The sequence below is a fragment of the Roseovarius halophilus (ex Wu et al. 2025) genome, assembly GCF_047086965.1.
Map to the genome: position 1 here is coordinate 17,462 of NZ_JBKOTX010000049.1, position 14,443 is coordinate 31,904.

The window sequence follows — 14,443 nt, forward strand, 5'->3', positions numbered from 1 at the left end:
GCCCATGTCGTAAACGGGCCGGCAACGGACACCGCAGGGGACCCCGCGCATCATGCAAGAGCCAGCCATCACGCCCGAGTTGATCGAGGCCCATGGCCTCAAGCCCGACGAATACGACCGCATCCTCGAGCTCATCGGCCGCGACCCGACCTTCACCGAACTGGGCATCTTCTCGGCCATGTGGAACGAGCATTGTTCCTACAAGTCCTCCAAGGCATGGCTGCGCACCCTGCCAACCGAGGGCAGCCAGGTCATCTGCGGGCCGGGCGAGAACGCGGGCATCGTCGACATCGGCGACGGGCTCGCGGTGGTCTTCAAGATGGAAAGCCACAACCACCCCTCCTACATCGAACCCTACCAAGGGGCCGCCACCGGCGTGGGTGGTATCCTGCGCGATGTCTTCACAATGGGCGCGCGTCCGATCGCCGCGATGAACTCACTCAGCTTCGGCGAACCGGACCACCCCAAAACCCGACAACTGGTGCACGGCGTCGTCGAAGGCATCGGCGGCTACGGCAATTGCTTTGGCGTCCCCACCGTGGGCGGCGAGGTGCGCTTTGATCCGGCTTATAACGGCAACTGCCTTGTGAACGCCTTTGCCGCGGGCTTGGTTGACAGTGACAAGATCTATTACTCCGAGGCCTCGGGCGTCGGGGTGCCCGTGGTCTACCTCGGGGCCAAGACGGGCCGCGATGGTGTGGGCGGGGCCACCATGGCCTCGGCGGAATTCGACGAGTCGATCGAAGAAAAGCGCCCGACCGTGCAAGTGGGCGACCCCTTCACCGAAAAACGCCTGATGGAAGCCACGCTTGAACTGATGGAGACCGGCGCGGTGATCTCGATCCAGGACATGGGCGCCGCCGGGCTGACCTGCTCGGCGGTCGAGATGGGCGACAAGGGCGGCCTCGGCGTCAAGCTGCAACTCGACGACGTGCCCCAGCGCGAAGCGGCCATGACCGCCTACGAGATGATGCTCTCGGAATCCCAGGAACGGATGCTCATGGTGCTGCGCCCGGAAAAAGAGGCCGAGGCCCGCGCCGTCTTCGAGAAATGGGACCTCGACTTCGCCATCGTGGGCGAGACGCTGGCCGAGGACCGGTTCCTGGTGATGCACGGCAACACGGTGATGGCCGACCTGCCGCTGGCGACGCTCTCGGGCTCGGCGCCCGAATATGACCGCCCCTGGCAGGCCCCCGAACCCGCCGACGATATGGGCGACGTGGTCAACGTGGACCCCATCGACGGGCTGCGCGCGCTGGTCACCTCGCCCAACTACTGTTCGCGCCAGTGGGTCTATGAACAATACGACACGCAGGTCATGGCCGACAGCGTCCGCACGCCAGGCCTGGGCGCGGGCGTGACCCGGGTGCATGGCACCGACAAACTACTGGCCTTCACGTCGGACGTGACCCCGCGCTACGTCAAGGCCAACCCCTTCGAGGGTGGCAAGCAGGCCGTGGCCGAAGCCTATCGCAACCTGACTGCCGTGGGGGCAAAGCCGCTGGCCAGCACCGACAACCTGAACTTCGGCAACCCCGAAAAGCCCGAGATCATGGGCCAGTTCGTCATGGCCATCAAGGGCATCGGCGCGGCGGTGGCCGCCCTGGACATGCCCATCGTTTCCGGCAATGTCTCGCTTTACAACGAAACCGATGGCCAGGCGATCCTGCCCACGCCGACCATCGGCGCGGTGGGGCTGATCGACCATGCCGACGACCTGATCGGCGGCACCGTGCGCGAGGGGCACGTGGCCCTCGTGGTGGGCGAGACCACGGGCCACCTGGGCCAGTCGGCGCTGCTGGCCGAAGTCTTCAACCGCGCCGACGGCGACGCCCCGGCGGTGGACCTGGAGGCCGAGGCGCGCCACGGCGACTTCGTCCGCGACAACCGCGCCTGGATCGACGTCTGCACCGACCTGTCCGACGGCGGGCTGGCGCTGGCGGCTTTTGAACTGTCCGAGGCCGCGGGCGTCGGGCTGCACCTCGACCCCGCCGACAATGCCCAGCTTTTCGGCGAGGATCAGGGCCGTTACCTGGTGTCCTGCAGCTTTGACAAGGCCGAGGCGCTGATGGTCGCCGCCAGCCGCGCCGGGGTGCCGCTTGAAACCGTTGGCCGCTTCGCGGGGGACACGGTGCGCATTGGCGGCAGCGAGGCGCCGTTGTCCGAGTTGTCCGCGCTCTTCCGCGGCGCCTTTGCCGACCATCTGGGCTGATCGATGCCGGGCGCCGACCAAGACCCCGGCGCCCCCGTTCTGCCGTCATTGCAGGCCGATTGCGCCAGCTGCGCCGCCCTGTGCTGTGTCGGGCTGGCGCTGGACAGGGGCGCGGCCTTCGCCATCGACAAGCCCGCCGGGGTGCCCTGCCCGAACCTTGATGGCCATGACTGCGGCATCCATGCCGACCTCTCGGCGCGCGGGTTTTCCGGCTGCGTGCGCTTCGACTGCGCCGGGGCCGGGCAGCGCACCATCGCCCTGTTCGACGGGGCGAGCTGGCGCGACGACCCCGATCTTCTGGCCCCCATGCTGGACACCTTTCGCCACCTGCGGCGCCTGCACGAGGTGCTGGGCCTTCTGGCGGCAGCCGAGACCCTGCCCCTGACCGACCGCGACGAGGCGACGCGCCGCGACCTGATCGCCGCGCTCTGCCCGCCACGGATGAGAGTCGCGCGGGCTACCGCGCTGGCCACCGGCCCCCTGCCCACCCGGGTCGAGGGCTTCCTGCGCGGCCTGCGCAGCCGCGTGCAGCCCTTGCGGGAGGCGGCCGACCGGCCTACATCTTGCCAGAAGCCACCTGACAGGAGACCCCCATGCCCATCACCGCAGGCGAGATCGAGGAGATGATCCGCGACGCCTTCCCGCAGGCGCAGATCACGGTCGAGGGGGACGACGGTGCCCATTTCGCGGCCCAGGTGGTGGACCCCAGTTTCAAGGGCAAGAACCGGGTCCAGCAACAACGCGCCGTCTACGCCGCGCTCAAGGGCAAGATGGACGGCCCCGATGGCGCCCTGCATGCCCTGGCCCTGACGACCCGCGCCCCCGATTGACGCAAGGAGGCCCGCCATGGAAGCCCGCCTGATAGCAGGATTGATCCTGTTGCCCTTCGTGGCAGCCTTTGTCTACGCCGGCATTCACGAATACCGGCGCTTCAAGTCGGAAGGTCCCTCGGATTACGGGCTTGTCTATAACGAGGACAGCGGCACGACCCATGTCTCAGCCCTGGCCGACAGCGAGGACAGCTTCGATCCCGAAGACTACGATCCCAACGACTTCAACGATCCAGAAGTGAACAACGCCCTGGACGAGGGTTCCAACGACACGGGCGAAGAAGACAGCGCCAGGACCTGAGCGCACGACGGGGCAAGGCCCCCGATGCCATCGAAAGAAGAGGACGACAGATCATGACCGACGCCAAGACCCAGATCGACGAAACCGTGAAGGCCAACGACGTGGTGCTCTACATGAAGGGCACGAAATCCATGCCGCAGTGCGGCTTTTCCCAGCGCGTGGCCGGTGTGCTCAACTTCATGGGGGTCGAGTTCACCGACATCAACGTTCTGGCCGATGACGATATCCGCCAGGGCATCAAGGACTATGCCGACTGGCCGACCATCCCGCAGCTCTACGTGAAGGGCGAATTCGTCGGCGGCTGCGACATCATCACCGAGATGACGCTCTCGGGCGAGCTGGACCAGCTGCTCGAGGACAGCGGCGTGACCTACGACAAGGCCGCCGCCGACAAGATCCGCGAAGCCAACGCCTGAGCCGAGGCCCCGGTTTTCACCGAAAACGGGCGCCGCCCCCTCGGGCCGGGATCTCCGACATCTTGGTGCGATGTTTCGCGGGCACCGCAGCAGGCACGCGGGCGGGCTGTTCCGCCGTCCGCGACTCAGGCCTCCTGGGGCCGCTCTTCAAGTTCCTCGGCCAGCGCCTCGGCCCGGGCGGCCAGTTCGGCCAGGGTGTCGGTCACCTCGGCGGGGACCACCGGCACCTCGAGACGCGCCGGTTTCGGCGGGGTGGCCTCAAGCGCCTCGAGGCGGGCGCGCATCTCGGCGCTATCGGCCTCGGCGGCGCGGACCTTGTCTTCCAGCGCCGCGGTTCGGTCGGCCAGTAGCAACCCGGCCATCAACAGCATCCGGTTTTCGGGAACGCGCCCGATCTGCGCCGAGAGCGTGCTTGCCTCGGTGTCCAGCATGGCCGCAGCGGCGTGCAGGTACTGTTCCTCGCCCTCCTGGCAGGCGACTTCGAACGTCCGGCCGCCGATGCTGATCTCAACCTGTGGCATCTTCGGCCTCCTGTTCCAGGATCGGGCGCAATTCGCCCAGGATCGTGTCCATCTCGGCGGCATCCGCGGCTTGGGTGGCGCGCAGCGCGTCAAGTTCGGCCCGCATCGCCGTGTTGATCAGATGCGGCTCGCTGACGCCGGCCTCGACGGCTTGGCGCAATTGGTCGTTGATCTCGCGAAGCTCGGCGTTGACCGCACGCAGGCGCTGCAAATCGCGGTCCGTCTCGGCGGCGCGCTGGCGGCCGGCCTCGACCGCGCTTTCCAGCTCGCTCAGTTTGCCATCCTGGCGCTGCTTGAGCGCCTTGACGCGTTCCTCCAGCTGGGCGTTGGCAGTTCGCTCTTCGTCCAGTTGTGTACGCAGGGCGGCCAGCTCCGCCACGTGCTCGGCGCTGACCGCCTCGGGCGGGGCTTGCTGTTCCGGGGCCTCCGAGGCGGTCTCGGGGGGGGCCTCGGACGGCCTTTCCGCCTTGGCCGCCGTGCGGATGCGGTCCAGGGCCGCCGATATCCGCGTCTCGAACTGCGCGATCTCGCTCATCTGCCCGTCCTTTCCTCTGGGCCCTGCTGGCGACTGTCCAAATCCCCCGCCGGCCCGTCGCCCCGCACCCGCAGGTGCGAATCGCGGCTCATTGAGATTTAGACTATGCCATCGCCCGATGGTCGGCAAATCCCACTCGTACTCGGTTTTCAAGCACTTGCGACCCACCCTTGACGCGGCACGCAGCCACGCCTTGAACTTGGGGGGTGCCCTGCTATGACCGCGGCAACGAGTCATGACATCAAAAGGACGACCCCACGTGGATATCCAAGCCCTTTCCAGCGCCAATCCCGACCACTGGGCGCGCGCCACCGCCATCCGGACACTGGCCCTCGATGCCGTGGCCGCGGCCAACTCGGGCCATTCCGGCATGCCCATGGGCATGGCCGATGTCGCCACCGTCCTGTTCGAAAAGCACTTGCGGTTCGATCCCAAGGCGCCGCACTGGCCCGACCGCGACCGGTTCATCCTCTCGGCCGGGCATGGCTCGATGCTGCTTTATGCGCTGCTGTACCTGACCGGCTACGAGCAGGCGACGCTGCAACAGATCAAGGACTTCCGCCAGTGGGGCAGCCGCACCGCCGGCCACCCCGAATACGGCCATCTCGAGGGGGTCGAGACCACGACCGGCCCGCTGGGCCAGGGCCTGGCCAATTCCGTGGGCTTTGCCATCGCCGAGGAATCCCTGCGCGCCCGCTGGGGCGAGAAGATCATCAACCACCACACCTATGTCATGGCCGGCGACGGTTGCCTGATGGAGGGCATCAGCCAAGAGGCCATCGGCCTTGCCGGGATGCAGAAGCTGGGCCACCTCGTGGTCTTTTTCGACAACAACAAGATCACCATCGACGGCCAGGTCGACCTGGCCGATGCCACCGACCAGGCGGCGCGCTTTGCCGCCTCGGGCTGGCACGTTCAGGAGATCGACGGTCACGACCCGGCGGCCATCGACGCCGCCATCGTGGCAGCCAAGGCCGATCCGCGCCCCTCGATGATCTCGTGCAAGACCCATATCGCACTGGGCCATGCCGCGCAGGACACCGCCAAGGGCCATGGCGCCCTGACGGATGCCGAGCAGCTGCGCGCCACCAAAGAGGCCTATGGCGCCCCCATGGGCGATTTCGAGGTCGACCCGGCCATCAAGGCCTGGTGGGAAGGCCTTGGCCAGCGCGGCGCGGCGGCCCGCGCCGACTGGGAATCCGCCTTCGCCAAGCTGTCGACCGCACGGCAGGACGAGTTCAACCGCTGCTTTTCCCGGCAGACCCCGAAAAAGCTCTCGGCCACGATCAAGGCGCTGAAAAAGCAATTCGCCGAAGAGGCCCCCAAACTGGCCACCCGGGCCTCCAGCCAGAAGGTGCTGGAAGTGATCAACCCTGTCATGGGCGAAACCCTGGGCGGTTCCGCCGACCTGACCGGCTCTAACAACACCAAGACCGAGGGCCTTGGCGTTTTCAATCCCGACAACCGCGACGGGCGCTACATCCACTACGGCATCCGCGAACACGGCATGGCCGCGGTGATGAACGGCTTGGCGCTGCATGGTGGCATCCGCCCCTATGGCGGCACCTTCATGTGCTTCGTCGACTACATGCGCGGGGCCATGCGCCTGACCTCGCTGATGGGCGTGCCGGCAACCTATGTGGTCAGCCACGATTCCATCGGGCTGGGCGAGGATGGCCCGACCCACCAGCCGGTCGAGCATCTGGCGCTGATGCGGGCGACGCCCAACCTCAACGTGCTGCGCCCCGCCGACCCCGTCGAGGTGGCCGAGGCCTGGGAAATCGCCCTGACCGCGACCGACCGCCCCAGCGCCCTGGCCCTGTCGCGGCAGGGCCTGCCCACGGTGCGGACGGACCACAAGACCCGGAACCTGACAGCGCAGGGGGGCTATGTCCTGAAAGACGCCGAGGCCGCCAAGCGGCAGGCGATCCTGCTGGCCAGCGGCTCGGAGGTGTCCGTGGCCCTGGCCGCGCGCGACCTGCTGGAGGCCGAGGGCATCGGCACCCGCGTCGTCTCCATGCCCTCGATGGAGCTGTTCGCCGCCCAGGACGGGAAATACCGCAAGCGCGTCCTGCCCGGTGGGCCGGTGCGCGTGGCCGTCGAGGCCGGGGTGCGCCAGAGCTGGGACCAATGGCTGCTGGGCGAACGCGGCCGCGAGGCCAAGGCCGATTTCGTGGGCATGGAGGGCTTTGGCGCCTCGGCCCCCGCCGGGACGCTCTTCGAAGAGTTCGGCATCACGGCCGAGGCCGTGGCGCAAAAGGTCCGGGACCTGCTGTAGGGTCATGTCGCCTCATGTTCACCACCTGTCGCTGGTCCGCCTGCCCGAGGGCGGACCAGAACGGCGCTACACGCGCCCGCCCGCGCGGCAGACCGAGGCCTATCGCGCGGCCTATGACCGCCGGACGCTGATCTACGAAGCCTGGGCGGCGGATGGGCGGTTGAACCTGATCTGCCCGCGCCTGTTGAACCTCTGGCCCGTGGTGCGATCGGGGCTTGAGGCCGCTGGCGCGCCGCTGCGCCTGCGGCGCCGGCGGTTTATGCGCTATGAATGGCTTTCGACGCCCCTGCCCGATGATCCGGTCTTCCTGCGCCACGGCGCCTGGTCCGCGCCGGTGGTGCCCACCCCGGATGCCCGCGCGCGCTTTGCCGGGCGCAATCTGCTGATCGCCGTGTCCCGCAACAACGACCCGGACTGGATCGCGACCTGGGCCAAGGCCCATGTGACCGGCCAGGGCACGGATGCAGTGATCCTCATCGACAACGGGTCGGATCGCTACGCGCCCGAGGCGGTCAGCGCCACGCTTTCTGCCGTAGCGGGACTGAACGACCACCTGGTGCTGTCTGCACCGGCTCCTTTTGGCCCCGCAAAAGGCAAGACGGGCCGACTGGAAGTGCCGCCAATGTTCTTCCAGGCCGCGATGTTCAACCTCGTGCGACTGCACTATGCCGCCCGCGCCCGCGGGGTGCTCTCGCTGGACATTGACGAGATCATGCGCCCCGGCCCGGTTTCGATCTATGACATGGCCGCGCGCAGCCGCAGCGGGCAGGTCGCCTTTCGCGGGCGGTGGTGCTATGCGGCGACCGAGTGGCCCGCACCACAACAGGCCCATGACCTGACCGTTCCGGGCCAGAAACCCTGCATGCCGAAATGGTGCGTCGTACCGCAGTCCATCTCGGGCCGCTTTGACTGGACCGTGCACCGCCTCGGCGGTCCGCTGCACCAGATCTCGCAGCGGCGCGCCCCGATGTTCTGGCATTGCTTCCAGACCAGCACAAGTTGGAAGAAGGACCGCAGCACCACCCCTGAAGGCGCGCGCCCCGATCCCGAGCTGGCCGCCGACTGGCCGCGCCTGCTGCCCGGTGCACGGGGGCACATCGGGTGAAACCGCCCGCACCCCGATGACAACAGCCCGCTCAGGGGTGGATCAGGGCGCGGCGGTACATGTGCCAGGTCGCGTGCCCCAGAAGCGGCAGCGCCACCATCAGCCCCAGGAAGCCCGGCAGCAGCCCCGCCAGGCTGATGACCGCGATCACAGCGGCCCAGGCCAGCATGACGAGAAGGTTGCGCTGGACGGTCTCGAAGCTCAGCAGCATGGCGGTCATGAAGTCCACCTCCTTGTCGAGCACCAGCGGCAGGCTGACCACCGTCAGCGCGAAGAGCACGAAAGCCGCCACCGCGCCCACCGCCAGTTCCACCGCGATCAGGGTCATCCCCTCGGGGGTCAGAAAGGCCTCGAGCGAGGTGCTGCGCATGTTCGACACCCCCATGATGAGCGCAAAGAGCATATGCGCGAAGAAGGTCCAGAACAGGAAGTAGAAGACGATGATCGCCCCCATCCAGGGCACCTGGCGCTTGCGCTCGTCCCAGACCACGCCCAGCACCTTGTACCAGTCCAGCGCACGGCCCTGCTCGAGCCGGCGGCTGACCTCGTAGAGGCCCACGGCGGCGAAGGGCGCGGCCAGCGGAAACCCCAGCGAGGTGGCCAGGACCCAGGTCACATGCCCCGCCGAGAGCAGCACCATGAGGAACCCGCCCAGCACGTAGATGGCCGAGAAAAACAGCCCGAATTGCGGCGCCGCCCGGAAATCGCGCCAGCCCAGCACCAGCGCCGCGCGAATGTCGGCAAAGGTCAGGGTCGCGATCTCGGGGCGCGGCGCAGCCGCGCGGGCCTCGGACATCTCGGGCATCGTGATCCTCCGTCGGGATCATGTTCCCGAGGCGCTCATGGCGCGTCAAGCCCCGTGCGAGGGCATTGTCAGTCCTCGGCGGCGGCCTCGGCGCGCGACTTGCCCGAGACGTCCAGCGCCAGGGTCGCGGCCATGAACTGGTCCAGCGCGCCGTCCAGAACGCCCTGGGTGTCCGAGGTTTCGACCCCAGTGCGCAGGTCCTTGACCATCTGGTAGGGCTGAAGCACGTAGGACCGGATCTGGTTGCCCCAGCCGGCGCTGCCCTTGTTCTCGTGCGCCTCGTTGATGTCGGCGGTGCGGCGGTCCAGCTCTTGCTGGTAGAGCCGCGATTTCAGCGCCTTCATGGCGATGTCGCGGTTCTGGTGCTGGGACTTTTCCGAACTTGTCACGACGATACCGGTGGGGTGGTGGGTGATCCGCACCGCCGAGTCCGTCGTGTTGACGTGCTGACCGCCCGCCCCCGACGACCGGAAGGTGTCGATGCGGATGTCGGAGGGGTTCACCTCGATCTCGATGTTGTCGTCCACCACCGGGTAGACCCAGACACTGGCGAATGAAGTCTCGCGCGTGCCCTTACCGAAGGGCGAAATGCGCACCAGACGGTGGACGCCGCTCTCGGATTTCAGCCAGCCATAGGCGTTGCGGCCGGATATCTTGTAGGCCACGGATTTGATTCCCGCCTCGCCGCCGGGTTCCTCGGACTGCAATTCGACCTTGTAGCCCTTCTTCTCGGCCCAGCGGACATACATCCGCTGGAGCATCTGTGCCCAGTCGCAGGCCTCGGTGCCGCCCGCCCCGGCATTGATTTCCAGGAAGGTGTCATTGCCGTCGGCCTCGCCATTGAGCAGCGCCTCCAGTTCCTTGCGGGCGGCGGTGTCGCGCAGGGCCTTGAGCGCGGCATCGGCATCGGCGACGATCTCCTGATCGTCTTCCATCTCGCCCATTTCGATCAACTCCTGCTGGTCGCTCAGGTCCTGGCGGATTCCATCGAAGACCGCGATCTGGTCGATAAGGGCCTGACGATCGCGCATGAGCTTCTGTGCCGCCTCGGGATCGTTCCACAGGTCGGGGTCCTCGACGCGGGCGTTGAACTCCTCCATGCGGTGGTCTGCCGTCTCGCGGTCCATCCGCTGGGCCAGCAGGTCGAGACTCTTTTCGATCTCGGCAACGATGTTCTGCGTCTCGGCGCGCATCTATGGGTCGTCCTGTTTGTTGGTTTGGAGGGTGATAGCCCAGCAGGCCAGCCCCCACAACCGGGCGCCGCCCGAGGGCCTGTCAGTAAAGCCCGCCGGAACTGAGCGTCCCGAAGGAGGCGTTGTCGTTCACCGTGGCGCTGCCGCCGGAATTGGTGCGCACCTGCACGCCGCGGGCCTCGCGCACCTCGTCCACCAGAGGCAGGTCGCCGGCCATCTCGTAGCCGCCGTCATAGGTCAGGCCGAAGACGGGTTCCTCGCCCGCACGGAAACATTCGCGCACCACGTTCGGTCCCCGGGCCTCGTCGGGCAGGCGCGCGCCGGAAAAGCGGTCGATGCTGATGAACCGGCAGGTCTCGGGCACCTCGAAGGGCCCACCGCCATAGCGCTCGACCGCCTGTTCCATGAAGCGCTGGAACACCGGCGCACAGAGCGCCCCGCCCGAGGCGCCCCCGCCCAGGTTGCGCGGCGTGTCATAGCCGATGTAGCAGCCCGCAACGATGTTGCTGGAAAAACCCACGAACCAGACATCCTTGGCATCGTTTGTGGTGCCGGTCTTGCCGGCCACCGGCACCGGCAGGTTGACCGCGCCGCTGGCGGTGCCGCGCTCGACAACGCCGCGCATCATCGAGGTCAGCTGATAGGCCGTCACCGCGTTCATCACCCGGTCGCGGTCGTTGACCACGCGCGGGGCGAGGCCCTCGGGCAGCGCGGCGTCGTCACAGTTGACGCAGACGCGCTTGTTGCCCTCGGCCTGGTCATGGGAATAGATCGTCTCGCCAAAGCGGTCCTGCACCCGGTCGATCAGCGTCGGCTGCACCCGTTCGCCGCCATTGGCGAACATGGCATAGGCCGAGACCAGCTTGAAAAGTGTCGTCTCGTCGGCGCCAAGCGCGGCAGACAGATTGGGGGCCATCTGGTCGTAGACACCAAAATCCTCGGCGTAGTCGGCGATGACCTCCATGCCGATCTCCTGCGCCAGGCGCACGGTCATGATGTTGCGCGACCGCTCGATGCCGGTGCGCAGGGGCGTGGGGCCATAGAACCGGTTGCTGGCGTTCATGGGGCGCCAGATCTCGCCGCCCGCGCGGACTTCGATCGGGGCGTCCACCACGATGGTGGCCGGGGTCCAGCCCGAATCCAGCGCGGCGGCATAGACGAAGGGCTTGAAGGCCGAACCCGGCTGCCGGTTGGCCTGGGTCGCGCGGTTCAGCTCCGAATCCTCGAAGGCAAAGCCGCCCTGCATGGCCAGCACGCGGCCGCTGTTGACGTCCATGGCCATGAAGCCGCCCTGCACCTCGGGCACCTGCCGCAATGACCAGCGCTGGAACGCGCCGTCCTCTTCAACCGCGGCCAGGTGGAGAACGTCGCCCCGGTCGAAATTCTCGTAGAGATCGCCGCTGAACCAGGCGGTATCGCTGCGCGGCACGGTGTTACCGCGCGCATCGTCCAGCGGCACGTCCTCGATGCCGACCACGAGCTGCTGGTCCTGAACGTCGAGCACCACGGCCGGGCGCCATGCGCCCTCGTAGCTGATCCCGCGGGCCACGTCGGCCTCGTCGAGGGCTGCGCGCCAGGCCGCCTCGTCGGACAGCGTCTCGACGGGCACCGAGACCCCGGTGCCCCGCCAGGACCCCTTTCCGCGGTCGAAATCCCACAGGGCCTTGCGCAGCGCCTCGCGCGCGGCACTCTGCATGTCCGGCTCGATGGTGGCGCGCACGGCCAGCCCGGCCGAACTGAAATCCTCGCCGACCATGTCGCGATCCAGCTGGCGGCGGATCTCGTCGGTGAAATAATCGCGCTCTGCCGCGGCCTGCGCGTAGGAGGGAAAGTCGCCGTTCTGAACGCTCAGCAGCGGCGCGTCCCGCTCGTCATCATAAGTGGCGCGGTCGATATAGCCGTTCTCGAACATCTCGCGCAGGGTGTTGTTGCGGCGGAAGACGGCGACATCACGGTCACGCACCGGGTGCATGTCCGAGGGACGCCGCGTGACCGAGGCCATATAGGCAGCCTCGCCCGGGGTCAGCTCGGACAGCGACTTGTTGAAATAGGTCCGCGCGGCGGCGGTCACGCCAAAGGAATTCTGGCCCAGGAAAATCTCGTTGAGGTAGATTTCCAGCACCCCGTCCTTGCCCAGCGTCTGTTCCAGCCGGGGGGCGAGGATGATCTCCTTGACCTTGCGTTCGATGGTGCGCGAACCATCCAGAAGCAGGTTCTTGGCCACCTGCTGGGTGATCGTCGAGCCGCCGCGCACGGTCTCGCCGCGCGTGACGACCATGTCGCGCACCGCCGAGAGGATCGCGGTCACGCTGTAGCCGTCATGGCTGTAGAAATCCTTGTCCTCGGCGCTGACGAAGGCATCCTTGACCACGTCGGGGATTTCCTCGATCGGGGTGAACAGCCGCTTTTCGGTGGCGAATTCGTCGATGATCTGGCCTTCGGCGGAATAGATCCGGCTGGCGGTCTTGGGCTGGTAGCTGGCCAGGGCCTCGTGCGTGGGCAGGTCCTTGCCGTACATGTAGAAAATCGCGCCCAGCGTCAGCGCGGCCATGCCGGCACCAAGGGTCAGCAACGAAAAGATGCTTCCGAAGAAGGACAGGATGAATCGCAGGATCATGCGGCGCGCGGCCCCCGGTTGTCAGGTCTTGGTTATATGGGGCCAAGGGCGCGGGGTCAAAAGCCCAGTGCCCCGTCTCGGCCAAGGATTGCCGGTTTCGTGACCAGGCCTGCCGGGTGGTTGCGGCCGCTGGGCATGGGCTTCAGACCCGCCCCATGAGGCAGGAGACACCGATCGAGACCTGGAACCGCGTCGCGGACGATTTCCAGCGACAGCGCAAGCGCACCTTGGTCGAAAAGGGCTGGCTGGACTGCATGGTCGGGGTGGCGCCGGCCCATGACGGGCCGCGGCGGCTGCTTGATCTGGGCTGCGGCACGGGCCTGCCGCTGGCCGCCTACCTGGCCGAACGCGGGCTTGAGGTGACCGGCGTGGATGCGGCCCCGCGCATGCTGGCGCATTTTCGCACCAACCTGCCGGGGACCGAGGCCCAACAGGAAGACATGCGCGACCTGGCCCTCGGCCGGCCTTTCGATGCGCTGCTGGCCTGGGACAGCCTGGTTCATCTGCCCCCCGACGACCAACACCGGGTTTTTCCGGTCTTCCGCCGCCATGCGACGCCGGGCGCGGCCTTGCTGTTCACCACCGGCGCGCGGGCGGGCGAGACCCGGGGCGAGGCAGCGGGCGCGCCGATCTACCACGCGTCGCTTGACCCGGATGCCTATCGCGCCCTGCTGGCAGAAAACCACTTTCGCCTGCTGGATTTCCGGGCCGAGGACCCCGAGTGCGGCGGCCAGAGCGTCTGGCTGGCCCGCTTCACCGGGGCCTGAGCGCACTATTGCCGCTTGAGCGGGGACAGCGCCCGCTGGGCGATGGCCCAGCGGTCGATGGCGAGCACAACACCCTCGACGAGCGAGCGGCGGCCCTCGGGGCTGGAGAGCCGGTCACGGTCGCCGTCATGGGACAGAAATCCGACCTCGAGCAGGACCGCAGGGAAATCCGCGCTGGTCAGCACCGCCAGAAGTGCCTCGCGCCGGGGCCGGCGGGTCAGCGGCGCGCCGCGCGCCTCCAGCCCGGCCACGATTTCCTCGGCGAAGCGCGCGCCGGCGGGGCCGGTTTCCAGCCGCGCGAGATCCATCAGCACCGTCGCCACCGCGTCGTCCTGGCCCGACAGGTCCAGCCCGGCAACGATATCCGCCCGCCCGTGGCGTTCGGCCATGCGCCGGGTGGCCTCTCCGACAGCCTCGTCGGCCAGGGTATAGACACTGGCCCCCGTGGCCTGCAGCCCTTCCAGCGCATCCGCGTGCAGGGAAATGAACAGGTCCGCCTCGACCGCGCGGGCCCGCGTCAGCCGTTCCTGCAACGACACGAAGACGTCCGCCTCGCGGGTCAGATAGGGCCTGACCCCCTCCATCCGCTGCAGGGCCTCGGCCAGTTCCAGCCCCAGGGCCAGCATCAGGTCGGCCTCTTCCACGCCGCCGTGTCGCGCGCCGGGATCGACCCCGCCATGGCCCGGGTCGATCACAACCACAAGGGTTTCCTCGGCGGGCAGGGCCAGGCCCTGCCCCGGATCGCCCAGGCCGAAATCCCAGTCCGGATCATGCGGCGCACCCGCGGCGGCGGCAAAGGCCTCGGCCCCGGCGGGGGCCATCCGCACGCGCAGCCGGGCGGTGCCGTCGGTCTCGTCCACGCT

The 14,443-nt window shown here is 67.8% G+C and carries 14 protein-coding genes; 8 read left to right on the forward strand and 6 right to left on the reverse strand.

Going from position 1 to position 14,443, the window contains the following annotated elements; all coding sequences use genetic code 11:
* Positions 1–52 precede the first annotated feature (52 nt).
* The 5 genes from purL to grxD are packed head-to-tail and all read left to right on the forward strand — an operon-like array spanning position 53 to position 3,759.
* Positions 53–2,212 carry a phosphoribosylformylglycinamidine synthase subunit PurL gene (purL, locus tag ACH107_RS12065; protein ID WP_412506077.1) on the forward strand — a complete coding sequence of 720 codons (2,160 nt, stop codon included), beginning with the start codon at positions 53–55 and terminating at the stop codon, positions 2,210–2,212.
* Positions 2,213–2,215: 3 nt separating this feature from the next.
* Positions 2,216–2,839, forward strand: a complete 624-nt coding sequence (locus ACH107_RS12070; RefSeq protein ID WP_412506078.1) for a hypothetical protein — start codon at positions 2,216–2,218, stop codon at positions 2,837–2,839.
* Positions 2,806–3,042 carry a BolA family protein gene (locus ACH107_RS12075; RefSeq protein WP_310690973.1) on the forward strand — a complete coding sequence of 79 codons (237 nt, stop codon included), beginning with the start codon at positions 2,806–2,808 and terminating at the stop codon, positions 3,040–3,042. The genes ACH107_RS12070 and ACH107_RS12075 overlap by 34 nt, the downstream gene beginning before the upstream one ends.
* Positions 3,043–3,058: 16 nt before the next feature.
* Positions 3,059–3,343, forward strand: coding sequence for a hypothetical protein (locus tag ACH107_RS12080; protein ID WP_412506079.1), 285 nt, complete (start codon positions 3,059–3,061; stop codon positions 3,341–3,343).
* A 53-nt stretch (positions 3,344–3,396) separates the two neighbouring features.
* Positions 3,397–3,759: a Grx4 family monothiol glutaredoxin gene (gene grxD, locus ACH107_RS12085; RefSeq protein ID WP_310690971.1), complete on the forward strand. Its 363-nt coding sequence runs from the start codon at positions 3,397–3,399 to the stop codon at positions 3,757–3,759.
* 125 nt (positions 3,760–3,884) lie between these two features.
* Here grxD and ACH107_RS12090 read toward each other — a convergent pair whose 3' ends face one another.
* Entirely contained in the window at positions 3,885–4,280 is a 396-nt protein-coding gene (locus tag ACH107_RS12090; RefSeq protein ID WP_310690970.1) for a cell division protein ZapA, read from the reverse strand.
* Positions 4,267–4,815, reverse strand: a complete 549-nt coding sequence (locus ACH107_RS12095) for a hypothetical protein (RefSeq protein WP_412506080.1) — start codon at positions 4,813–4,815, stop codon at positions 4,267–4,269. Before ACH107_RS12095 ends, ACH107_RS12090 begins: the two co-directional genes overlap by 14 nt.
* Before the next feature lie 259 nt (positions 4,816–5,074).
* Here ACH107_RS12095 and tkt point away from each other — a divergent pair, with 259 nt between their 5' ends.
* Complete coding sequence (gene tkt, locus ACH107_RS12100; RefSeq protein WP_412506081.1) at positions 5,075–7,093, forward strand: transketolase; 2,019 nt, start codon at positions 5,075–5,077, stop codon at positions 7,091–7,093.
* 4 nt (positions 7,094–7,097) lie between these two features.
* Entirely contained in the window at positions 7,098–8,198 is a 1,101-nt protein-coding gene (locus ACH107_RS12105; protein WP_412506082.1) for a hypothetical protein, read from the forward strand.
* 31 nt (positions 8,199–8,229) lie between these two features.
* On the opposite strand, the gene ACH107_RS12110 is transcribed toward ACH107_RS12105, so the two are convergent.
* The 3 genes from ACH107_RS12110 to ACH107_RS12120 form a co-directional block, all read right to left on the reverse strand.
* Positions 8,230–8,994 carry a DUF2189 domain-containing protein gene (locus tag ACH107_RS12110; RefSeq protein WP_412506087.1) on the reverse strand — a complete coding sequence of 255 codons (765 nt, stop codon included), beginning with the start codon at positions 8,992–8,994 and terminating at the stop codon, positions 8,230–8,232.
* A gap of 77 nt (positions 8,995–9,071) precedes the next feature.
* The gene (prfB, locus tag ACH107_RS12115; RefSeq protein WP_412506083.1) at positions 9,072–10,196 is read right to left on the reverse strand and encodes a peptide chain release factor 2; all 1,125 of its coding nucleotides are present in this window, start codon (positions 10,194–10,196) and stop codon (positions 9,072–9,074) included.
* 82 nt (positions 10,197–10,278) lie between these two features.
* Positions 10,279–12,813 (reverse strand): penicillin-binding protein 1A, encoded by a 2,535-nt coding sequence (locus tag ACH107_RS12120; RefSeq protein WP_412506084.1) that lies wholly within the window; start codon positions 12,811–12,813, stop codon positions 10,279–10,281.
* A gap of 155 nt (positions 12,814–12,968) precedes the next feature.
* On the opposite strand from ACH107_RS12120, the gene ACH107_RS12125 reads away from it, so the two are divergent.
* Complete coding sequence (locus ACH107_RS12125) at positions 12,969–13,580, forward strand: class I SAM-dependent methyltransferase (protein ID WP_412506085.1); 612 nt, start codon at positions 12,969–12,971, stop codon at positions 13,578–13,580.
* Positions 13,581–13,585: 5 nt separating this feature from the next.
* On the opposite strand, the gene ACH107_RS12130 is transcribed toward ACH107_RS12125, so the two are convergent.
* On the reverse strand, positions 13,586–14,443 hold an 858-nt coding region (locus tag ACH107_RS12130; protein WP_412506086.1), incomplete at its 5' end, for an N-acetylmuramoyl-L-alanine amidase family protein.